Below are 21,855 nucleotides of genomic sequence, written 5' to 3' on the forward strand. Positions count from 1 at the left end.
AGTTAAATCTGGAGCTGGATATGACCATTATGGTTGTGACACATAACAGTGCTCTGGCAGAGCTGATGAGTAAAAAAGTAACAATAAAAAATTTTCAGATAGCGGAAGCGAGATAAGTTTTTTGTATTTCATATACTCAAAATCGACATCTTAGTGCTTTTTTTTATTACTGAATTTGTCTGAATCAGGATAACCAGTATAAAAAAGATGTTCAGGATAGATAATCCTGCTTATCCTGTTAATCTTGGAAATCCTGATTCAGACAGTATTGACAAGGCTCAAGAGCTTATATGGTCGATTTTGAGCAGATATTGTACATGGCGGATTCCAGCCACAATTGAAGGCATGAAAGTCGTTTTAAAAAAAATATCAGTTGTAAAAAAATGTCAGTTGCAAATTTATCATTAAAGAAATGTAATAAAAAATAATGCTATTAAGAACAAATTGATAGATTGTTTAACAAATGATCCACCTGGGGGTTATTATGCTGCGATATATTCTAATTGTACCGTTTTTTCTGTTTTTTTCCTGCTTCTCTGCGTATGCAGGAGAAAAGCCCAGAATCGGTATCTTTCCTTTTGAGATTTATGCCCCGTCCAGTATGGATTACCTAAGACAGAGCATTCCCGTCATGATCAGAGATCATCTGGAGCTTGATGGAGCTGAAATAGTGCTTCTGGATTATGAAAACCTTGTGAAGTCAGACGTAATTTCTGAAGCTGACATGGAATCCGAAGTTGAATCTGATATTGTAGATAAATCTAAGTCTGAAGTTAAAGTTGAGGTTAAATCTAAATCTGAAGCTAAAGTTGAGGCAAAATCTAAATCTGATGTTGAAAATGAAAAATTTGAACTTGGAAATATTGACTATAAATCCTTCCAGAACCTTGGGCTTGAAAAGGGCCTTGACTATGTTTTATGGGGCAGTCTTTTTACAGCAGGTGGAGATATCAGTATTGATATCAGACTTTTAAATGTACTTTCATTTCAGGAACCTGTTTCATTTTTTGGCAGGGCAAAAGCCATTGAAAACCTTTTTGCAGCAGTTACAACTATTTGTAAAGAGGTAGGCAGTGAGATCTTTAACAGACAGATGATTGGATCGGTTATTGTCAAGGGTAATGTCCGCATTGAGTCCGATGCGGTTCTTCGGGCTGTGGATGTCAAGCCTGGTGATGCTTTTAACCCTATGGCTATTTCAAGGGATCTGAAAAAGATTTTTGAAATGGGCTATTTTGAAGATGTCAGGGTTGAGAGTGAAAAAAAAGAAAAAGGTATAGAACTTGTTTTTTTGTTGTGGAAAAACCCAGCGTAAGAAAGATTAAGTATGCCGGGAATCATATATATGAGGATCAGGAGATTGCAGATGTTGTTCGTACCGGCACAGGATCAATTTTAAACCTCTACAGGATAAATGAAGATATAGAAAGAATCAAATCACTTTATACGGAAAAGAATTATCATAACTGTGAAGTAACCTACACCTCGGAGATGCTTGATAACAACCAGGCTGATATTTCTTTTAATATTGAGGAGGGTGATAAACTCAAGGTTAAGCAGATCCTTTTTGAGGGAAATAAGTTTTTTCAGGAAAAAGAGATTAAAGATGTAATTAAAACTGACGAGAAAGGTTTTTTTACATGGATTACATCTTCAGGTGAACTGGACAAAAATGAACTTGAGCAGGATGTTTACAGGATTGAGGCTCTTTATAAAAATAATGGTTTTATTGACGCCCGTATATCAGATCCTGAAGTGATTTTTGAAAAGGATCACATTTTGATTAGATTTAAGATACAGGAGGGAGATCAGTACAAGGTAGGTTCTGTTAACTTTAATGGAGATCTTATAGTTTCAGAAGATAGATTGATGCAGACATTGAAAATGAAAACAGGAGATCTCTACAGTCGAGAAAAACTCAGGACAAATCTGTTTGCCATTACAGATATCTACATGGACAAAGGTTTTGCAAATGCTGATATAGTGCCTGCAATAAATAAAGACGATGAAAGCAAAGTAGTTGATATAACATTTCAGATAGAAAAAGGCTCCCCTGTCTATATTGAGAGGATTTTGATAAGCGGTAATTCCAAGACACGGGATAAGGTTATCAGGCGACAACTGGCAGTCTATGAGCAGCAGCTCTACTCCATGTCAGGAATTCAGAGAAGTGTTAAAAATCTTCAGCGTATTGACTACTTTGAGAATGTAGATATCAAGACATCAAAGGGAAGCAGGGAAGATATGCTGAACCTTGACGTTGAAATTACAGAAAAGGCAACCGGTGCATTCAGTTTTGGCGGTGGATATAGCAGTGAGGATAGCCTTTTTGGAATGATCTCTGTCTCTGAACGAAACTTCAGGGGTAAGGGCCAGATTCTCTCTGCAAAGGCAGAGGTATCTTCAAGCTCCACAAGATTTACACTAAGCTTTACTGAGCCGTGGCTTTTTGATATCCCCCTCTCTTTTGGAATTGATGCTTATAACTGGGATAAAGAGTATGATTATTATGATAAAGACAGTAAAGGCGGTGCAATAAGGCTTGGTTACATGATTTTTGATTATACCTCGGCTGGCATAAGATATGGTTATGAGGATTTTACCATTGACAATGTCAATACAGATTTTACGGAGGTTGATGAGGGTCAGTATGTAACAAGCAGTATAACGACATCTATTGGTTATGACTCCAGAAACAGGCCGTTTAACCCCACAGAGGGGTCAGATCACTCTCTTTCTGTGGAGTATGCAGGAGGGTTTCTTGGCGGAGAGATTGATTTTACCAAATACATTGCTGAGACCGGCTGGTATTATCCACTTTTCTGGAAATTTACAGGTTTTCTCCATGGTAAAGCCGGATTTCTTGATGACAGATCCCGTGATGATATAGAAATTGACTATGAACGATTTTATCTTGGCGGTATCAATTCGGTAAGGGGCTATGAGTGGCAGGATATTAATGCTACACCTGAAAATGAGGATGAAGAGAGGGGCGGTGAAAAATTTATTCAGTTTAATGCTGAAATTATCTTTCCCATACTTGAAGATATAAATCTATCCGGAGTTATTTTTTATGACATGGGGGATGCCTATACCAAAGATGAAGATATGGAACTTGAAGATCTTTACTCCAGTTTTGGTGGCGGTTTTCGTTGGTATTCTCCAATGGGTCCAATAAGAATAGAGTACGGACAGATATTAAATGGTAATGAGTACAGTGGTGGGAGATGGGAATTTTCCATGGGAGCTGCTTTTTAAATTAAATTTTGGGCATTCTTCATACACCCATCAAAGTACTTTACACTTTCCAGAGCAATATTCCTGAAAAACGTGAACACCTCTAAGGAAAGTGTAAAACGGGAAATGAAAGATGCCAAACTTTGGGCATCCTTCATATCATGCAGAAAGTACTTTACACTTTTCGGAACAGGCCAACAGAAAAACCGGCATTGTGTTCAGGCAAATGTAAACTGGCAAATGAAAGATGCCATATTTTGGTCAGATTTTTATCTGTCATATAAAAGATAAAATGCAAAAACAGTAAAAAATTTTTTGCTTACTAAGGAGATTATTATGAAAAAAACATTGTTTGTTATAATTCTTGTTGTAGCTTTTTGTTTTTCGCTTGTCTCACTGCCTTATGCAGCCGGCTTAAAAATTGGTATCATTGATTTTCAAGAAATTCTTACAAATTCAAGCCCTGGGAAGCTTGCAACTGAAGAGATGAATAAAAAAGCCAAAGAGATGGAAGATGATGTTAAAGCAAGAGAGGCTGAGTTGATGGAACTCCAGAAAAAGCTGGAGAGGGAATCTCTTGTTATGGGCAAGGAAAAAAGTGAAGAAAAGCAGAGAGAGTTCCGGATTATGGCCAATGACTATAAAAGCCTTAAGGCCAATTATGCCAAAGAGTTTAAAAAAATTCAGGCCCAATACCTGAACAAAATGACAAAAGAGGTACTTGCCCTGGCTGAAGAAATTGGCAAAAAGGATGGTTTTACCTTGATAATTGAACGCAATGAAGCTGGAATCATGTTTTTTGATGAATCTGTAAATATCACAAAAAAAGTCATTGAAAAATATAACAAGACAGCAGTAAGCCAATAAAAAAATATACAGTAAACATTGTATCGATTTTCCATAACCTATTGATTTTATTACAACCCACATTTTTAAGAGTTCAATAAAATCAGACACTTAGCTAAAATCGATATAATGAATAGTCTTATTTGACATGTTTGGGGATAATACAGGAATGAAATTGAGTTTGAAAGATATTGCCCTTGCCATTGACGGTGAGATCATTGGTGATTCATCTCTGGAGATTCATGGGGTTGCCTCCTTTGAAGATGCAGGCCCAGGTGAGATAACCTTTGCGTCTGACAGCAAGTTTTTAAAACGCCTGCACAGCAGCAGGGCAGGTGCTGTGGTGGTTCCACCAGATTTAGATTTTCCTTATATTGGTGCAAATACAAAAAGAGAAGAGTGTAATCTCTCTTCTCATAACGACCAGCAACATGAAAACTATCAGCAAAAAAATCATCAACAAGAAAGTTCTCAACATAAAAAAAATCAACAGGAATATTATCAGAATGAGGATACCTATGGAGGTAATGGTGAGTCAGAGAATCATAATGATTCAGCATCCATTGTCTATCCTGCTATTGTGAAAGCAGAAAATCCCAAACGTCAGTTCTTTAGAATAGTTGCCATGTTTCATCCCCCTTTAAAGCCATCTGAATCCATTGCTTCCGGAGTTGTTATAGGGAAAGATTTTGTTGCAGGCAAGCAGTTGACACTTGAAAGCAGGGTTACTGTCTGTGATGGAGTGACTCTTGGACATCGTGTTCATATTATGTCAGGGGCTTACATTGGTGATAATGTTGTTATGGGAGATGATGTTGTCATTAAACCCAATGTTACTATAATGGGAAATACAAAAATTGGTTCAAGGGTTGTCATTCATCCAGGAACTGTTATTGGAAGTGATGGTTTTGGATTCACACCTGACCTTGAGCGTGGCCATGAGAAAATTCCCCATGCAGGCTATGTTGAAATAGGAGATGACGTTGAAATAGGTGCCTGTAACACAATTGACAGAGGCACTTTTGGAAAAACACTCATTTCTAAGGGGGTTAAGACAGACAATCTTGTTCATATTGCACATAATGTTACTATTGGCGAAAACTCCCTGATTGTAGCTCAGGTGGGAATTGCAGGAAGCACAACAATTGGTAACAGGGTTATAATTGCCGGTAAGGCCGGTATATCAGGTCATCTTAAGATAGGAGATGGTGCAATTGTAGGCCCTGGCGCCGGAGTCCTTGGTGATGTTAAACCAGGAGAAATTGTCTCTGGCATTCCGGAAATGCCTCACAAAATATGGCTTAAAGTTGCAAAAATATTACCAAGACTTCCTGAACTGAGAAAGAAAATTCTTGCCATTGAAAAGAAGTTATCAATTCTTGAAAGATAGCCAGAGAATTCATAACTGAGAGTCTCGAACAATCTCAAGAGTCGTAAGTTCTCAAATCCACCATCACATCATTGTACTTTTATTATCTGAAAAATACTATCTGTGGTCTTCTTTTAAGAGAACTTATGACTTACGAGGAATAATTAAGAGGTATTAAAAATGATTCATCCCACCGCAATTATTGACCCAAGTGCGGAGATAGACACTGATGTTTCCATTGGCCCTTATGCCATAATAAAGGGCGATGTATATATCGGCTCAGGAACGGAAATAGGGCCGTACACCACTATAGATCAATATGTTACTGTCGGAAGAAATTGCAAGATATTTCAATATGCTTCCATTGGAGCAGCTCCACAGGATCTGAAATATCATGGAGAAAAAACCTATCTTAAAATAGGCAGTGGAACAATTATCAGAGAGTTTGTCACCATTAACCGTGGCACAGAGTTTGGAGGAGGTTATACCGAGGTAGGTGAAGAGAATTATCTTATGGCCTATACACATATTGCCCATGACTGCAAAACAGGTAAACAGGTTATTCTTGCAAATAATTCAACACTTGGAGGCCATATTGAGCTTGGGAATAATGTAACTGTGGGGGGCCTTGTGGCTATCCATCAGTTTGTCAAGATTGGTGATTTTGCTTACATTGGCGGCAAATCCGCTGTTGTCAAAGATATCCCCCCTTATGTTATTGCAGCAGGGGACAGGGCAACACTACACGGGCTTAATAATGTCGGGCTTAACAGGCACAATTTTTCAAAAAATACAGTAGCCAATCTTAAAAAGGCATACCGGATTGTATTCAGAATCGGTCTGACTGTTAAACAGGCCTCGGAAAGAGTGAGGGCAGAGGTTGAACAGATCCCGGAAGTTGTCAATTTTATGAGTTTTATAGAAAAATCAACAAGGGGAATTACAAGATAGATGGGATCTGACAGCACCAATGCTTCAGACAAAACTGTTGTTATTGACAATGGAGATGCTTCTTCAGAATTTTTTAACGTGAATAGTCATGATATTTATGATTCGACTGTAGTTACACCCGAACATGAAAACAAGCGTAAAAGAGTTGGACTTATTGCAGGTGGCGGACAGTTTCCCCTGTTATTTGCAGAAAGAGCAGTAAAAAAGGGATATAAGGTTTTTGTAGCAGCTTATGTGAGCGAAGCCGAAAGTGAAATTGAAAAGCATGCAAGTGAAGTTGAATGGCTTCATCTGGGGCAGGTGGGAAGGCTTATCCGTTTTTTTAGAAAACACTATGTTTCTGAAGCTGTTATGGTTGGAAGTGTCCAAAAGACAAGAATATTCAAAGATATTAAACCTGACTTTAAAGCCATCAAATTTATAATATCCAGAAAAAACAGCCATGATGATTTTATTTTGAGATCATTTGCAGATCTTCTTGAAAATGAGGGAATCAAAATAAGGCCATCCACCTTTCTTTTACCGGACCTTCTCTCTCCAAGGGGATGCTGGACTCGCAGAAAACCGGCTTCATCTGAATATCGGGATATTGAGACAGGTTGGCACGTTGCAAGGGAAATTGGGCGTCTTGATGTAGGTCAATGTGTTGTGATTGCAAACGGCACTGTGCTTGCTGTTGAAGCGGCTGATGGAACAGATGCTACAATAGAGCGTGGAGCTTCCCTTGCAAACATAAGGGAAGGGGCATCGGGATGGGATAAAAAGTCAGGTTTTTTTTCTGTTTCTGAAGGTGGAGTCATTGTTGTAAAGCTTGCAAAGCCTCAGCAGGATTTAAGGTTTGACATGCCTGCATCCGGCATTAAAACCATTGAGACAATGATACGCTGCAAGGCATCTGTCCTTGTGCTTGAAGCTGAAAAAAGTATCTCTTTTGATCGAAAAGAGATGATAGAGATGGCTGATAACAATGGTATCTCTATTGTAGCAATGCAGGATTCCGATTTTACATCCATAAAAAGTGACTGAGGAATTAGGCATGCTTCTTTTATCGGATTACATTTTTTCTGAACCATGATTATCATGATTAAGGGATTCTCATGATTTGTTATGATTTCATTCTTTAATCATGGTCAAAATTTTGCGGTACTGCGAAAATAGAAACCTGTGAATAATGGTTGTTCCCTTTTTTAGGGTTTACAATTTTCTGACAAGTCATAACAGGAGAAAAAAATTATGCAGACAGTTGAATTTGAAAGCAAATCATATAACGGAATTATTGAAATTCCTATAATCCATAAAGAGTGGTATGACAGACCTGTAAAGGTTATTCTTCTTACAGACACTAAATTAAAGAACAGCAGCAAAGATACTGATAAATCAGAACTCATACGTTTTTTTAACAGCTTCAACGCGGATTTGACAGGTTATCGGTTCAATCGGGACGAGGCAAATGAACGATAAATATTTTTTAGATACCAATATCCTGATTTACAGTATAGGCAATATCATACCCAAGAAAAAAATAGCTGTTAATCTGATAGGCAAAGATGCGGTTATTTCTACACAAATCATTACTGAATCCGCAAATGTAATGTCTCGTAAACTTAAATATGGTTATCCTGAAATACGTTTCATAACCAACAGGTTTGCAGAGGAGATGAATTTACATATCATCACTCATCACACTATAAGGATTGCTTTGGATATTGCAGAAAAATACGGTTTTTCTTATTATGACAGTCAGGTTATTGCCTGTGCTTTAGAATCTGATTGTGCCATTCTTTGCTCAGAAGATTTGCAGCATAATCAATTTATTGAAAATAGTCTCAGAATTATAAATCCGTTTCAGGCTTTTTCAAATACATTGGACAAACTTTAAAAAGCAATATTATTTATTATGACTAATGGATAACACTATGCAGATTGTAATTAAGAATCATAATACTCCTAACCTGGACAAGCCAGAGCCAAAGAAGTTTTCTGATTCTCTTGCCAAAATAGCACGAAAATCAGAAATAAGAATCTAAAGATTACCACCACCGCATGCTGTGCTTCTGTTTTCTGAGAAGAAACTCTGGTGGTGTCCCAAATATGTTGATGAGCTCTTCACAAACCTTGATTCAGCAGGGCTTTCACAAAAAGATATCAACACTTTTATGACACCACCGAAACTCTTTGTATAGAGCTGATTTGTCATGAAAAAATATAAAATAATGATCATTGCAGGAGAACCATCAGGGGATCTTCACGGAAGTAGCCTTGTAAAAGCACTTTTCCGTACCGCAAACAGTGATTTATCCCTTAAAATCACAGGTATTGGCGGGGATTTGATGGCAGCCAACGGCATGGAGCTGTTTTACCATATTAATAATCTTTCTGTGATGGGTGTTACGGAAGTTCTCTTGCAGTGGAAGAAGGTTAAAAGAGCCTTTGAGCTTTTCAGGCACAATCTTAAAACAGATATTCCTGATCTGGTTATACTTATAGACTATCCCGGGTTCAATCTTAAGGCCGCAGCCTTTGTAAGAAAATTTTCAATCTCACTTAATCAATCAATTCCAGTTCTTTACTATGTTACACCAAAGGTATGGGCATGGAACAGATCCCGTCTTGCAAAGATCAGGGAAAATGTTGATCATGCAGCACTTATTTTTCCGTTTGAAGAGCAAATATACAGAAAGGCAGGAATCCCATCTACCTTTGTAGGTAACCCTCTGATCGACTATTATGAACAAGTTGTAGCAGATATTTGTTCGCAGTCTGACCTTAATGCAAACAATGGTTTGGCTAAAACATTTACAATTGGATTATTACCTGGTTCAAGGGCAGCAGAAATATCATCTCTACTTGAACTAATGCTTGAGTCTGCCAGGTTGATTCAGATGCATTGCACATCAATTAATTTTATTGTATCTCTGTCACCGGCCATTGAAAAGACAGAAAAACATCTGTTAATGTTCAATAAGATATTGGAAGAGTACAGTAAAAGTATAAATATTCGGGTTGTTAAGGGTGTATCACAAAAATTTTTTGCCCGGTGTGACCTTCTTGTTGCAGCATCGGGAACAGTGACCCTTGAAGCTGCAATATGGGGTGTTCCCATGATTATTGTTTATAAAGTTTCTGCTCTTACTGCTTTTCTGGCAAGACGCCTTTTAATTGTTTCCCATGTGGGGCTTCCCAATATTGTTGCAGGATACGAGGTTGTTCCGGAGTTTATCCAGGAAGCTGCCACACCTGAAGCAATATCTTATAAAGCGATATCCATGGTTAATGCTCCTTCTGAACTTAATGAGATTCGACGTCATCTTGGTATGCTCAGAAGACGTCTTGGGGGGCCCGGTGCATCTATTAGAACTGCCCGCATTGCAATGCATATGTTAAGATGCAACCCATGAGACTTTATAATTTTTTCTTTGACATGTAAGCACTTTCTGTTTTAATTATTGGCATTCTTCTCATACTATAAAAAGTTATGAACCTTTAAAAAGTTATGTGTCAGGATTTTTTAAGCAATAACTGTTGTTCTTTCAAAGGTTGATTGTCGGGTAGAAAACGCCTTTATCCTCGGAATTCTCTCACAAATAACCCGACAAGCTTTAACCTGAAGAAGCACTATATAGTATAGGAATTTCCATTTTACCTCCTGCAAAAATAAAATCATATTTATCATGAAAACTGAGTCTCCAATTAATCAATAAAATTATTTTTACCGTGGAAATGGATACAATTTCCATGGTCGGGGGTGGCTGATCATCAGCCATGATCGTTTACCGTGAAAATGACTATCATTTTTATATTTGGGGGTGATTGATACGTAATCAATCATGCCCGTTTATCATAAAAACTGAATCGCCACTTGATCAACAAAATTGTTTTTACCATGAAAATGACCTTGTTCATTTTTGTGATTAGATTTGGTCGCAACTGACCATTAACATTTAAAAAGGAGAGAATAATATGAAGTATTTTAAAATGACGGCTGTTCTGTTGTCAGCAGCATTGGTTCTAATATCGTCGGTGTCCTTTGCAGGAACCCTTGATGATGTTAAAAAAAAGGGGTTTATCCAAATAGGTGTTAATGAAGGCCTTTTCGGATTCTCCTATGCTGACGAAAAAGGGGAATGGAGAGGTTTAGATGTTGATACTGCAAGAGCTGTTGCCTGTGCTGTATTTGGTGCCCCTGATAAGTTAAAGTTTACTCCTCTTACCGCCCAGACAAGATTTACAGCACTTCAGTCCGGTGAGATTGATCTTTTGTGCCGTAATGCTACCCAGACACTTGGAAGAGATTCTAAGCTTGGACTTAATTTTGCAACTGTTAATTTTTATGATGGCCAGGGCTTTATGGTTCCAAAGGCACTTGGAGTAACATCAGCAAAGGAGTTGAGCGGGGCAACTATCTGTGTTCTCCAGGGAACAACCACAGAGCAGAATGCTGCGGATTATTTCAAAAAATATAAACTGGCATGGAAACCTGTGGTTCTTGAAAGTACTCCTGCAATCCAGAAGGCATTTTTTGCAGGCAGATGTGACTGCATGACTTCAGATGCCTCTCAGCTTGCAGGTTTAAGAACCGGTGCATCTAATCCTGCTGACTATATTATCCTTCCGGAAAGAATCTCCAAGGAGCCCCTTGCTCCTGCTGTACGTCATGGCGATGATCAGTGGTTTGATATTGTCAACTATTCAGTTCTTGCCATGATTCAGGCCGAGGAATTTGGTATTACTTCAAAAAATGTTGATGAAATGCTTAACTCCAATGATCCCAAGATTAAGCGTTTTCTCGGAGTGACTCCAGGTAACGGGGAAGCCCTTGGGCTGGATGAAAAATTTGCATACAATATTGTAAAGCACGTCGGAAATTACGGTGAAGTCTATGATCGTAACGTAGGTCCTTCTACTACCCTTGCCATTGAAAGGGGCCTCAATGCCCTGTGGACAGAGGGTGGCCTTATGTACGCTCCACCATTTAAATAGCCTATAGTTGTTTTTCAAGATTATATTGTCGGGTGCCTTCTCTCGTTATTAAACTATTGAGTGAGGTGTTCACCCGACAATTAAACTTAATTTGTGCATTTTTATGTCTGGAAAACTTTATGGCTATTGAATACTGTACACTCAAAATCGACATCTTATTGCTTTTTTAGAAGTTATTGCATTTGTCTGAATCAGGATAACCAGGATGAAAAAGATGTTCAGGATAGATACTCCTGCCTTATCCTGGTAATCCTGGGCATCCTGATTCAGACAGTATTGACAAGGCTCAAAAGCTCATAGGTTTCGACTTTGAGTGTATAACCAATTACATAAAAAAATAAGGCATCCTTCATATCATACAGAAAGTACTTTACACTTTCCGGAAAAGTATCCCGAAAAACGGGCATTCTTTTCGGGAAAGTGTAAACCGGGAAATGAAAGATGCCAAAAATAAAAAATGCAGAAGCAAATTATTTATATGCCTCTGCACTCTTGAGAGGGGCAATGCCAAAAGATAACAACAGCGAACCTATCTGGACAAACGCAACTTTCAGAGCAAGGGTGTATCAGGTTGCTGCTATGTCCCTGGTTGCATTGACAGCCTACTATCTTTTTACAAACACCCTTGCAAACCTTGAAAAACAGTCCATTGCAACAGGATTCGGCTTTCTATCAAGGGAAGCTTCCTTTGAGATCGGAGAGTCAATTATATCATTTTCCTCCTCGGATACCTATCTTAGAGCACTTTGGGTGGGCGCTTTAAACACAATTAAAGTATCATTCATCGGAATTATCTTAACTGTTCTGATTGGTATTGTAATGGGAATTGCAAGGCTTTCAACTAACTGGCTTGTGTCAAGGCTTGCGGGTGTATATATTGAGGTTCTTCAGGACATTCCAATTCTCCTACAGCTTTTTTTCTGGTACGGTATTTTCAATAATGTTCTGCCTTCACCGCGTCAGGCCATGATTCCAATGGAGGGTGTGGTGCTGTGCAACCGTGGTGCTTATTTTGCGATTCCTGCTGACCATCCGGCTTTTGTGTGGATGGGATACTCATTTGTTGCTGCGGTTGTTGTGATATTCATTCTAAGAAAGTGGGCAAAAAAAAGACAGGAGGAGACGGGAAAAATTTTTCCTATTTTATCAGTATCTTCTGCTATAATTATCGCTTTTCCTCTGTTTGTATGGCTCATTGGTGGTGCACCCACAGAGCTGAATATGCCTGTTCTTAAGGGTTTTAATTTTGAGGGCGGTTATAATGTAAGCCCCGAATTTGGTTCTCTTCTACTCGGCCTTGTACTCTATACATCAGCTTTTGTGGCAGAGATTGTAAGAGCAGGCATTCAATCCATTGTTAAAGGACAGCGTGAAGCAGCAGAAGCTCTTGGACTGAAACCGCTTTTTATAATGAATCTTGTTATTTTGCCCCAGGCGCTGAGGGTTATTATTCCGCCGCTTACAAGCCAGCTTTTGAATCTTACCAAAAACAGCTCACTTGCAGTTGCCATTGGTTATCCTGATTTTGTATCGGTTTCAAATACCACAATCAGCCAGACTGGTCAGGCCATTGAAGGTGTAGCCCTTATTATGATCATGTATCTTACCATAAGTCTTCTGACTTCTTTGTTCATGAACTGGTATAACTCAAAAATGGCGCTCGTGGAGAGATAGGCATCTGGAGGAAAATGCAATAATGAAAAATGATGAAAATCTGAGTTCAGATGATAAGGCTTTCAGCACCGCCGTTGAAACAGCTCCTTTGAATGATCATAATGTCAATACCCAGGAGGTACTAAAACCTCCGATTACTGAGACAGGTGTTATTGGTTGGCTTAAGAGTAATCTTTTTAACTCACCTTTAAATACACTGGTGACTTTTTTTATTTTATTTTGTTTTTATAAGATTATTCCACCTTTTGTTAAATGGGCATTCATTGATTCTGTATGGTTTGGCCCTGCATCAGGGTGTCAGGCTGGAGAAGGCGCATGCTGGGCATATATACCGTCAAACATACGCTTTGTTGTCTTTGGTCTATATCCTGCCCAGGAGCAGTGGCGGGCACTTATTGCCATGTTTATAATGGTTGGAACTGTTGTTTACAGCAGAAAAAGGGAGCGCTGGAACACTTCTCTTATATATGTCTGGGGATTTGGCACTCTCCTTGTGGCTATTCTTCTGAAAGGTGGGCTGCTTGGCCTTGCTCCGGTTGAAAGTTCCAAGTGGGGAGGGCTTGTCTTAACCCTTCTGCTCTCTGTTGTTGGCATGACCGCAGCTTATCCCTTTGGTATCGTTCTTGCTTTGGCACGACGCTCAAATATGCCTGCAATACGTACAATGGCTGTTGTCTATATTGAGATGATTAGAGGGGTGCCTCTTATTAGTCTTCTTTTCATGTCTGCTGTTATGTTTCCTCTGTTTCTTCCGGAAGGTGTCACAATTAACAAAATTTTCAGGGCACAGACCGCCATTATCCTGTTTACGGCAGCATATATTGCCGAGGTGGTAAGAGGTGGTCTTCAGGCCATGCCAAAGGGGCAATACGAGGCAGCGGAATCAATGGGGCTTAACTACTGGCAGATGATGAGGCTTGTTATTCTGCCCCAGGCACTTAAAATTGTGATTCCCCCCACGGTGGGTGTTCTTATCTCTGCATTCAAGGATACTTCTCTTGTTGCAATTATTGCCCTTTATGATCTTTTGAGAACCTGTCAGTCCACACTTTCAGATCCTAAGTGGATGGGGTTCAGCAACGAAGCCTATATTTTTATAGCCGGAATCTATTTTATCTTCTGCTATGCAATGGCTTCTTATTCAAGAAGGCTTGAAGATGAACTCAGCGCTGGTCAGTCCCATTAAGGAATGAGCACGAAATAACTTTCCCATTTTGATTAATGAAGCGGGTGGGATGCCCGGGTTCTCAGGTTTAAATAGGCAAGTTATTTAAACCCCATTCCTAAGTCTCAGGGCAAATGAAATTTTATCTTCTTCCATAGGAACAATCCAAGTGCTTAACAAAGTCTCTATCCCATAACTTTAAATCCAGAAAGCAGATTGAGGTCAGATGGATATCAATAAAAACGATTTTATTATAAAAATTAAGGATATGCATAAATGGTACGGTGAGTTCCATGTGCTCAACAATATTAATCTTAATGTTAGTCGGGGGGAAAGAATTGTAATCTGCGGCCCTTCCGGTTCAGGCAAATCAACTTTGATTCGCTGTATTAACCGCCTTGAGGAGCACCAGCGGGGAAGCATTAACGTTGATGGGATTGAGCTTACGGACAATCTTAAAAATATTGAAAAGGTGCGCACGGAAGTCAGTATGGTATTCCAGCATTTCAATCTTTTTCCCCACCTTACAATACTCGAAAACTTGACACTTGGACCCATATGGGTAAGAAAGATGTCCAAAAAAAATGCAGAAGAAATTGCAATGGAATACCTTGCAAAGGTTCAGATTGCCGAACAGGCCAAAAAGTTTCCAGGACAGCTTTCCGGAGGACAGCAGCAGAGAGTTGCCATTGCAAGGAGCCTTTGCATGCAGCCGAGAATAATGCTCTTTGATGAACCAACTTCTGCGCTTGACCCTGAAATGGTTAAAGAGGTTTTGGATGTCATTATCTCCCTTGCCGAGGAGGGGATGACAATGCTTGTTGTAACCCATGAAATGGGATTTGCAAAATCCGTTGCCCACAGGGTTATTTTCATGGATGGTGGTATGATTATTGAGGAAAATAATCCCGAAGATTTCTTTTCAAATCCACAAAATGAAAGGACAAAACTCTTTTTAAGCCAGATTCTGTATTGAAAAGGGTTGACATTTACTGATTTTTTTTTGATAAACACCTGTAGAATATAAATTTTTACAGGTGTCTATATTTTTGTTTTCACTCATAAGTTCTCACGTTTACTACCAAAAATGGTATTAAAAAAGCAACTGGGTACACAATATATTGTGGCAGTTTTGAGAACTTACAATGATATATTTATTTTTATTGTCTTTTTCTGCAAGTCTTTCCAACATTCTGAAATCAGATGATTTTCATTTTTGTTGTGGCAGACTGTTTTGCCATGATTGATATTAAAATGAGGTAAACAAGCTTTTATGTCACTCAATGTGATACTGCTTTTCATCTGTCTTCTGTTATCCGGGTTCTTTTCTTCTGCCGAGACGGCACTTTTTTCCATCAGCAAGGTTAAAGCCCTGCATCTTTCCAAAGAAGGGGGGAAAGCCTACAGCCTGATTTATCAAATGAAGGCTGACTCCCACAAACTTCTTTCGACAATTTTGATTGGAAATAACCTTGTAAATATTGGAGCTTCAGCTCTGGCAACTGCCCTTGCAATTGATTTTTTCTCTTCAAATGCAGTAGGAATTGCAACAGGGGGGATGACCCTTCTGATTCTTGTTTTTGGGGAGATTATTCCAAAATCTTTTGCTACCCAGAATAAAATTCTGGTGGCAAGGGTTGTTATTTTTCCACTCTGGTGGCTCTCAAGACTTTTTGCTCCACTGATTTTCATGCTGAATTTTATACCCGGACTTCTTGGCAAGATTGACCACTCCCCTTCAGTAACCGAAGATGAGTTGATGACAATGGTTGAAGTGGTGGAGGAAGAGGGTGAGATCAAGGAGGAGGAGCGGGAGTTTATCTCCAACATTTTTGAGTTTGATGATACCAGTGCCTCGGAAATCATGACCCCACGAGCAGATATGTATGTTGTGGATGTTAATGAACCCCTTAACATCAAGACCATCCTGAAATCAGGATACACAAGAATTCCTGTTATAGACAACAATATTGATAACATAGTAGGCATATTGAATGTAAAGGATCTCTTTGCATGGTATCATGAAAATTGTCTGGATGGAGCCACTCCTGTACCTGTTGATATTTCAGAAATCATTCGTGAACCTTTTTTTATACCTGCATCCAAGAAGCTAGACTCATTGCTTCATGCTTTTAAGCAGATGAAGAATCACATTGGAATAGTTGTTGATGAGCATGGCGGAGTCTCAGGTATTGTAACAATGGAAGATGTTCTTGAAGAGATTGTGGGCGAGATTATTGACGAGACAGATCATTTTGATCCCCATATTGTCAAACTCAATGGAGGTAAATGGATTGTTCTTGGTAAAACGGATATTGATGAGTTGAATAAAAAGCTGGAACTTTCCATACCGGAATCCAACGACTACGATACATTTTCTGGCTTTATTCTTGACAAAATAGGCAGGATACCAAAGGTGGGTGAGACCATTAAAATTGGGAAATATGCTGTTACAGTAAAAGAGAGAGACGGAAACAGAATCAGGACATTTGTCTTTAAACCATTTTGATTAGGCATCCTTCATACTCAGAGGAGGGTACTTTACACTTTTTGTATGGCCCCCCTACAAATGGGCATGGTGTGCCTGAAAGTGTAAATCGATAAATTAAGGATGCCTTTGATTATTATCAAAGAATAAAAATAATGGAATATATCTTAGAGACGAAAGAGAAGTTTAATCTTGATCAACTGCGTTGTGCAATTGATGAAATTGACAATAATATACTTGAGTTGATCAATAAGCGTCTTAGCCTAGGCAAACATATTGGTGATGTAAAAAAAGAGAAAGGTACAAAGGTACTTGACCGGAACCGTGAGAAAGAAGTGTTACAACGTTTATGTGCTTTAAATAACGGTCCTGCCACTGATGACCTTGTTCGTTATCTTTTTAATGTTATCATGACAGCTACCAAGGAGATCCAGAAGGCAAAAATCATAGCATTTCCTGGCCCTGAGGCAGGTGATGCACACATAGCAGCTCTAAATATATTCAGCCACTCCGGTACTTTTGTTTTACAACCAACAATCAGGGATGTTTTTAGGGGAGTTGATAAAAAAGAGAGCAGATACGGTGTAGTACCGGTTGAAAATTCCATTGAGGGGGCTATCAGTAACACATTAGATCTTTTTTCCGAGTTCAATTTAAATATAATTGCTGAATATTATGATCAGATCTCCTGTGACCTTCTCTCTATCACTGGTAACATAACAGATGTAAAAAAAATATACGCGCTTCCCCAGTCAATTGCAAGGTGTAGAGGATGGCTTGGGAATAAAATGCAGGGTGTTGATATTATTGAGATAGGTACCAGTGCAGCCGCAGCCCGTATAGCTGTTGAAGATCCTTCAGTTGCGGTAATTGCCACAGGAAGGAGTGCGCATATTTATGGACTTCAGGAGATTGAATCAAAAATTGAAGACCATATGGGCAATGTTACCCGATTTCTTGTCATAGGTAATGAAAAAATGCATCCATCAGGATGTGACAAAACTTCCATTGTATTTGTAACATCCCATACTCCAGGAGCTTTATTAATGGCCCTTGAACCTGTTAAAAAAGCCGGACTTAATATGGTAAAACTTGAATCAAGACCTACCAGACATCAAAATTGGAGTTACTATTTTTTTATGGATATTGAAGGGCATATTCTTGACAGCAGGGTTTCTGATGCTTTGGAGGGGATGAAAAAACATTGCCTGTTTTTAAAACATCTTGGCTCTTATCCAGCTTTCTATAATGAAAAAAACGTACATGGCGGATAGCCACCACTATGGAAGATTGCAAATGTCAAAAAGAATTTTTGCTTCAACTTCTTTGTATGGCGTTATGGGTAATCCTGTAGCACACTCAATGGGACCTTTAATTCACAATACTATGTTTCAAAAGATGGATGTTGATGCTGTCTATCTTGCATTTGAGATCAAAGATATTAAAAAAGGTTTGGACGCTGTCAGAACCCTTGGGATAAAAGGAGTTTCTGTAACTATTCCTTTTAAAGAGAGCATTTTGCCTTTTCTTGATGAAATGGATCCAGTGGCATTAAAGATTGGAGCTGTTAACACCATCCTTAATAGGGATGGTTACCTTTTGGGCTACAATACAGATTGTGATGGAGCAGTTGAGCCACTTAAGATTGCGACATCAATAATAAATAAAAATGTATTTATATTTGGAGCTGGTGGAGCTGCAAGAGCGGTTGCTTTTGGAATCGCAAGGGAAGGTGGTAAGATCTCTATTATCAACAGAGATGAGACAAAAGGTAAAAAACTTGCTGAAGAGATTAATGGCCGTTTTTTTGCTTTTAACGATTTCACCAAATCATTGTACCTATTTGATAGTGCAGATATCATAATCAATTGTACTTCTCTTGGTATGACTCCACATATTGAGACAACTCCGGTTCCTGATGAGTTTTTTGTAAGGTATGGTATGGAAACCTTTACAATGGATGGTAGAGTTTTACCTGTATCAACAAAGGGTTTTGAAAAAACATCCGGTGACACTGGTGATATTTGCAGCAGAAAATCAAATCTTAAAAATATGACGGTTATGGATATTGTTTATAATCCATTGACAACAAGACTGCTTGGCAATGCCCGTGAAAATGGATGTACGGTTGTTGACGGGCTTTCAATGTTTGTTCATCAGGCTGCCGCCCAGTTTGAGCTTTTTACAGGTAATCGACCGTCCCCTTTTTTAATGAGACAGATAGTTCAGGAGCACTTAAATAGACATAAAGGATGAATTTATAATGAAGTCCATAAAGAAACGAAATCTCTCTCCCTGCACAGTTACCATACCAGGATCAAAAAGTATCTCACACAGAATGCTTATCTGTTCATCAATGGCTTCCGGAGTATCCATTGTAAAGAATATTTTAAACAGTGATGATATACAACTTACCATCTCTGCCCTTGCTCGAATGGGTGCTGTGATAACTAAAAAGGGCAACACTGCAACCTCTGCAATAAAGAGTTTGGTAGAGGGCGATTGCGTTGAGGTTAAAGGGTTTGGTGGCCATCCGACCTCCTGCATTGAACATTCTGATGCCTGTTCATCACATTCAGATTCTTCAAATGAATATGCCGAAAATTATAGTAATGATTCCAGGTTTCCACTTGGAAAAAATAAAGCTGATGTTGGCGATGATAACGAGATTTATCTTGGTAATTCAGGTACTTCCATGAGGCTTATTGCTGGAATTGCTGGGCTTGGAAAAGAGGCTTTTGTTTTGACAGGAGACGAAAGGATGCAGCAGCGCCCAATGGGAGATCTTCTGGATGCCTTGCAAATGGCAGGAGTGAGTGCTGAATCCCGACGTGGTGATGGAACTCCACCGGTTATAATAAGAGGAGGAGATGCAGAAGGTGGAGATATTATCCTTGATTGTTCCCAGAGCAGTCAATACCTTTCAGCCATGTTGATGATGGGGGCAGCTCTTCCAAAGGGGCTTAACATTATGCTTCCTGGCAAGGCAGTTTCAGCTCCATATGTTGATTTGACCATTGATATAATGAAGCAGTTTGGTGTTCATGCGGAAAGGATAAGCGAGACATCATATAAGGTTTCAGGCAACCAGAAATATGAAGCAGGATATTATGTTGTGGAGCCTGATCTGTCAAATGCCAGCTATTTTTGGGCTGCGGGTGCTGTAAGTGGAAGCATGGTCACGGTAACAGATATTAATCGTGATTCATTGCAGGGTGATAAGCGTCTGTTAGATATTTTTCAACAGATGGGTTGTTTGATTAAAAGCACTCCACAAGGAATTGGTGTATGCGGCCCTTCTTCTGACAGTAGCTCTGCTATTTCTTCAAAGGAGAGAAGACTCAGTTGCGTTGAGGTTGATATGTCAGATATTCCGGATGTGGTGCCGACCCTTGCTGTTGTTGCCTCATTTGCCAGTGGGACAACAAAAGTTGTCAATATTGCTCATCTTCGTGAAAAGGAGTGTGATCGCATAAGTGCTGTTGTTTCCCAGTTGAGAAAAATGGGTGTTGATGCATCTGAAGGAGACGATTGGCTCTCTGTTACAGGCTGTAATAACCATAATGGTGCTATTATTGAGACCTTCAATGATCACAGAATTGCAATGGCATTTTCCATTGCCGGCCTTAGAGTACAAGGCATTGAGATAGAAAATGAAGGTTGTGTGGCAAAATCATTTCCCAATTACTGGGATAAATTTGATTCTCTTGGAGAAAAAGGCGGAAACTGATGTCCGGAAGTACTTTTGGAAAGTGTTTTCAGGTAAGTACCTGGGGAGAATCCCACGGCCCGGCTCTTGGGGTTGTTATTCAGGGTTGTCCACCTGGAATTGAACTTGATGAATCTGTTATTCAAAAATCTTTGGATAAGAGAAAACCAGGTCATGGTGTAGCAAGTACCAAAAGGAAAGAACCTGACATTCCAGAAATAATGTCAGGAATTTTTGAGGGCAAAACAACCGGAACCCCTATCAGTATAATGATAAGAAACCATGATGCAAAATCCAGAGATTATTCAGATATCGCCTCACTTTTTAGACCTGGACATGGTGATTTTACCTATCATGCAAAATACGGTATCAGGGACTACAGGGGAGGAGGAAGGGCTTCAGCACGGGAAACAGCGGCAAGGGTTGCTGCAGGAGCTGTGGCAGAGGCCTTTTTAAGGCAGATCGGCCATAATATTTCAGTTGATTCAATGACTGTGGCTCTGGGTGGCATATGGATTGAAAAAAAAGATTTTGCTTTTGCAGCTTCAAATTCTTTTGAATGTCCGGATCAAAATGCACTGGGTAAGATAGAGAAGCGAATTGACGAAGTTAGGAAGTCAGGAGATTCTCTTGGCGGTGTTCTTGAAATAACCGCAAGGAATGTTCCAGCAGGTCTTGGAGAACCGGTATTTGATAAACTGGATGCTGACATTGCAAAGGCCATGATGAGTATCGGAGCTGTAAAAGCTGTTGAAATAGGTTCGGGGTGTGAGGCTGCTGTCAAGACCGGTTTTGACAATAATGACCAGATAACTCCGTCAGGATTTGAAAGCAATAACTGTGGCGGGATTCTGGCTGGCATATCTAATGGGGATGATATTGTTGTAAGGGTACATGTGAAACCCATTCCTTCAATTTTAAAGGAGCAGAAGACAGTTGATGACAAGGGGAATCCATGTGTGCTGTCAACAAGGGGACGCCATGATATCTGTGCAATACCAAGAATCAATCCAGTATGCAGGGCAATGCTTTATCTTGTTATTGCAGACCATGTATTGCGTCAAAAAGCCATTTCTCCTCAAAAAAGCTAAATCGTCATATTGTCTGCATAAGATAAAAATATGATCGGTTAAATTGTCCCTTTCGTTCGCTGCTAATTATTTTTTATAAAATTTAAAAAAAACGTTTGACAGGGAATTCAAGCTCATGTATAACCCCTGAGTCTTTTTGAGACAGCAGCTCTTCTCAAAAACGAAAGAGCCTCTCTCGAAAAGATTTTTTGTTTTTAGATGTCTTTTTGAAAATTATTTGAAAAGGCGTCCTGAGAAGACAAAAGATAGAGTAGTAATACAGTATTGGTGATAAAATATTGTTGTTTCTGATCTTTGAAAACTGGTTAGTGATTTAGATTTAATAAAGCCCTTTTTTGGCGTGTC

General features: G+C 39.2%; 18 protein-coding genes. All 18 read left to right on the forward strand.

Features of this window, described 5'->3' with window-relative positions:
• Window positions 1–484 precede the first annotated feature (484 nt).
• The 18 genes from MTBBW1_RS29520 to aroC all read left to right on the forward strand — a co-directional run bounded on the left by MTBBW1_RS29520 (window position 485) and on the right by aroC (window position 21,510).
• Complete coding sequence (locus tag MTBBW1_RS29520) at window positions 485–1,315, forward strand: POTRA domain-containing protein (protein ID WP_245809351.1); 831 nt, start codon at window positions 485–487, stop codon at window positions 1,313–1,315.
• Window positions 1,297–3,258: an outer membrane protein assembly factor BamA gene (gene bamA / locus MTBBW1_RS11660; RefSeq protein ID WP_245809352.1), complete on the forward strand. Its 1,962-nt coding sequence runs from the start codon at window positions 1,297–1,299 to the stop codon at window positions 3,256–3,258. The genes MTBBW1_RS29520 and bamA overlap by 19 nt, the downstream gene beginning before the upstream one ends.
• Before the next feature lie 315 nt (window positions 3,259–3,573).
• On the forward strand, window positions 3,574–4,104 hold the full coding sequence (locus MTBBW1_RS11665) for an OmpH/Skp family outer membrane protein (protein WP_080803664.1): 531 nt from the start codon (window positions 3,574–3,576) through the stop codon (window positions 4,102–4,104).
• Window positions 4,105–4,252: 148 nt separating this feature from the next.
• Window positions 4,253–5,473 (forward strand): UDP-3-O-(3-hydroxymyristoyl)glucosamine N-acyltransferase, encoded by a 1,221-nt coding sequence (lpxD, locus tag MTBBW1_RS11670; RefSeq protein ID WP_186441227.1) that lies wholly within the window; start codon window positions 4,253–4,255, stop codon window positions 5,471–5,473.
• A 159-nt stretch (window positions 5,474–5,632) separates the two neighbouring features.
• Entirely contained in the window at window positions 5,633–6,403 is a 771-nt protein-coding gene (lpxA, locus tag MTBBW1_RS11675) for an acyl-ACP--UDP-N-acetylglucosamine O-acyltransferase (RefSeq protein WP_080803671.1), read from the forward strand.
• Window positions 6,404–7,429, forward strand: a complete 1,026-nt coding sequence (locus MTBBW1_RS11680; RefSeq protein ID WP_080803674.1) for an LpxI family protein — start codon at window positions 6,404–6,406, stop codon at window positions 7,427–7,429.
• Between the two features lie 207 nt (window positions 7,430–7,636).
• A complete protein-coding gene (locus tag MTBBW1_RS11685; protein WP_080803679.1) occupies window positions 7,637–7,864 on the forward strand; it encodes a hypothetical protein in 228 nt (75 codons plus the stop codon).
• Window positions 7,854–8,282 carry a PIN domain-containing protein gene (locus tag MTBBW1_RS11690; RefSeq protein WP_080803683.1) on the forward strand — a complete coding sequence of 143 codons (429 nt, stop codon included), beginning with the start codon at window positions 7,854–7,856 and terminating at the stop codon, window positions 8,280–8,282. The genes MTBBW1_RS11685 and MTBBW1_RS11690 overlap by 11 nt, the downstream gene beginning before the upstream one ends.
• A gap of 316 nt (window positions 8,283–8,598) precedes the next feature.
• The gene (gene lpxB, locus MTBBW1_RS11700; RefSeq protein ID WP_080803688.1) at window positions 8,599–9,801 is read left to right on the forward strand and encodes a lipid-A-disaccharide synthase; all 1,203 of its coding nucleotides are present in this window, start codon (window positions 8,599–8,601) and stop codon (window positions 9,799–9,801) included.
• Window positions 9,802–10,363: 562 nt separating this feature from the next.
• Window positions 10,364–11,383, forward strand: a complete 1,020-nt coding sequence (locus MTBBW1_RS11705) for an amino acid ABC transporter substrate-binding protein (RefSeq protein WP_080803690.1) — start codon at window positions 10,364–10,366, stop codon at window positions 11,381–11,383.
• Between the two features lie 441 nt (window positions 11,384–11,824).
• On the forward strand, window positions 11,825–13,057 hold the full coding sequence (locus MTBBW1_RS11710) for an amino acid ABC transporter permease (RefSeq protein ID WP_245809353.1): 1,233 nt from the start codon (window positions 11,825–11,827) through the stop codon (window positions 13,055–13,057).
• Window positions 13,058–13,079: 22 nt separating this feature from the next.
• Window positions 13,080–14,243 (forward strand): amino acid ABC transporter permease, encoded by a 1,164-nt coding sequence (locus MTBBW1_RS11715; RefSeq protein ID WP_080803693.1) that lies wholly within the window; start codon window positions 13,080–13,082, stop codon window positions 14,241–14,243.
• Between the two features lie 205 nt (window positions 14,244–14,448).
• Window positions 14,449–15,198 carry an amino acid ABC transporter ATP-binding protein gene (locus tag MTBBW1_RS11720; RefSeq protein WP_080803696.1) on the forward strand — a complete coding sequence of 250 codons (750 nt, stop codon included), beginning with the start codon at window positions 14,449–14,451 and terminating at the stop codon, window positions 15,196–15,198.
• Window positions 15,199–15,495: 297 nt separating this feature from the next.
• Window positions 15,496–16,731, forward strand: coding sequence for a hemolysin family protein (locus MTBBW1_RS11725; RefSeq protein WP_080803698.1), 1,236 nt, complete (start codon window positions 15,496–15,498; stop codon window positions 16,729–16,731).
• Between the two features lie 134 nt (window positions 16,732–16,865).
• Window positions 16,866–17,984, forward strand: a complete 1,119-nt coding sequence (locus tag MTBBW1_RS11730; protein WP_080803701.1) for a bifunctional chorismate mutase/prephenate dehydratase — start codon at window positions 16,866–16,868, stop codon at window positions 17,982–17,984.
• Between the two features lie 22 nt (window positions 17,985–18,006).
• Window positions 18,007–18,966, forward strand: coding sequence for a shikimate dehydrogenase (aroE, locus tag MTBBW1_RS29525; RefSeq protein ID WP_245809354.1), 960 nt, complete (start codon window positions 18,007–18,009; stop codon window positions 18,964–18,966).
• A 7-nt stretch (window positions 18,967–18,973) separates the two neighbouring features.
• Window positions 18,974–20,440, forward strand: coding sequence for a 3-phosphoshikimate 1-carboxyvinyltransferase (gene aroA / locus MTBBW1_RS11740; RefSeq protein WP_080803708.1), 1,467 nt, complete (start codon window positions 18,974–18,976; stop codon window positions 20,438–20,440).
• Window positions 20,440–21,510, forward strand: coding sequence for a chorismate synthase (gene aroC / locus MTBBW1_RS11745; RefSeq protein ID WP_080803710.1), 1,071 nt, complete (start codon window positions 20,440–20,442; stop codon window positions 21,508–21,510). The genes aroA and aroC overlap by 1 nt, the downstream gene beginning before the upstream one ends.
• Window positions 21,511–21,855 lie beyond the last annotated feature (345 nt).

The organism is Desulfamplus magnetovallimortis, assembly GCF_900170035.1.
In the GTDB taxonomy this organism is placed as follows: Bacteria; Desulfobacterota; Desulfobacteria; order Desulfobacterales; family Desulfobacteraceae; genus Desulfamplus; species Desulfamplus magnetovallimortis.

Excerpts from the sequence above, each read along its gene's own strand:
- MTBBW1_RS29520 (WP_245809351.1), top strand. The coding sequence starts at position 485 with ATGCTGCGATATATTCTAATTGTACCGTTTTTTCTGTTTTTTTCCTGC.
- MTBBW1_RS11665 (WP_080803664.1), top strand. The coding sequence starts at position 3,574 with ATGAAAAAAACATTGTTTGTTATAATTCTTGTTGTAGCTTTTTGTTTT.
- lpxD (WP_186441227.1), top strand. The coding sequence starts at position 4,253 with ATGAAATTGAGTTTGAAAGATATTGCCCTTGCCATTGACGGTGAGATC.
- lpxA (WP_080803671.1), top strand. The coding sequence starts at position 5,633 with ATGATTCATCCCACCGCAATTATTGACCCAAGTGCGGAGATAGACACT.
- MTBBW1_RS11680 (WP_080803674.1), top strand. The coding sequence starts at position 6,404 with ATGGGATCTGACAGCACCAATGCTTCAGACAAAACTGTTGTTATTGAC.
- MTBBW1_RS11685 (WP_080803679.1), top strand. The coding sequence starts at position 7,637 with ATGCAGACAGTTGAATTTGAAAGCAAATCATATAACGGAATTATTGAA.
- MTBBW1_RS11690 (WP_080803683.1), top strand. The coding sequence starts at position 7,854 with ATGAACGATAAATATTTTTTAGATACCAATATCCTGATTTACAGTATA.
- lpxB (WP_080803688.1), top strand. The coding sequence starts at position 8,599 with ATGAAAAAATATAAAATAATGATCATTGCAGGAGAACCATCAGGGGAT.
- MTBBW1_RS11705 (WP_080803690.1), top strand. The coding sequence starts at position 10,364 with ATGAAGTATTTTAAAATGACGGCTGTTCTGTTGTCAGCAGCATTGGTT.
- MTBBW1_RS11710 (WP_245809353.1), top strand. The coding sequence starts at position 11,825 with ATGCCAAAAATAAAAAATGCAGAAGCAAATTATTTATATGCCTCTGCA.
- MTBBW1_RS11715 (WP_080803693.1), top strand. The coding sequence starts at position 13,080 with ATGAAAAATGATGAAAATCTGAGTTCAGATGATAAGGCTTTCAGCACC.
- MTBBW1_RS11720 (WP_080803696.1), top strand. The coding sequence starts at position 14,449 with ATGGATATCAATAAAAACGATTTTATTATAAAAATTAAGGATATGCAT.
- MTBBW1_RS11725 (WP_080803698.1), top strand. The coding sequence starts at position 15,496 with ATGTCACTCAATGTGATACTGCTTTTCATCTGTCTTCTGTTATCCGGG.
- MTBBW1_RS11730 (WP_080803701.1), top strand. The coding sequence starts at position 16,866 with ATGGAATATATCTTAGAGACGAAAGAGAAGTTTAATCTTGATCAACTG.
- aroE (WP_245809354.1), top strand. The coding sequence starts at position 18,007 with ATGTCAAAAAGAATTTTTGCTTCAACTTCTTTGTATGGCGTTATGGGT.
- aroA (WP_080803708.1), top strand. The coding sequence starts at position 18,974 with ATGAAGTCCATAAAGAAACGAAATCTCTCTCCCTGCACAGTTACCATA.
- aroC (WP_080803710.1), top strand. The coding sequence starts at position 20,440 with ATGTCCGGAAGTACTTTTGGAAAGTGTTTTCAGGTAAGTACCTGGGGA.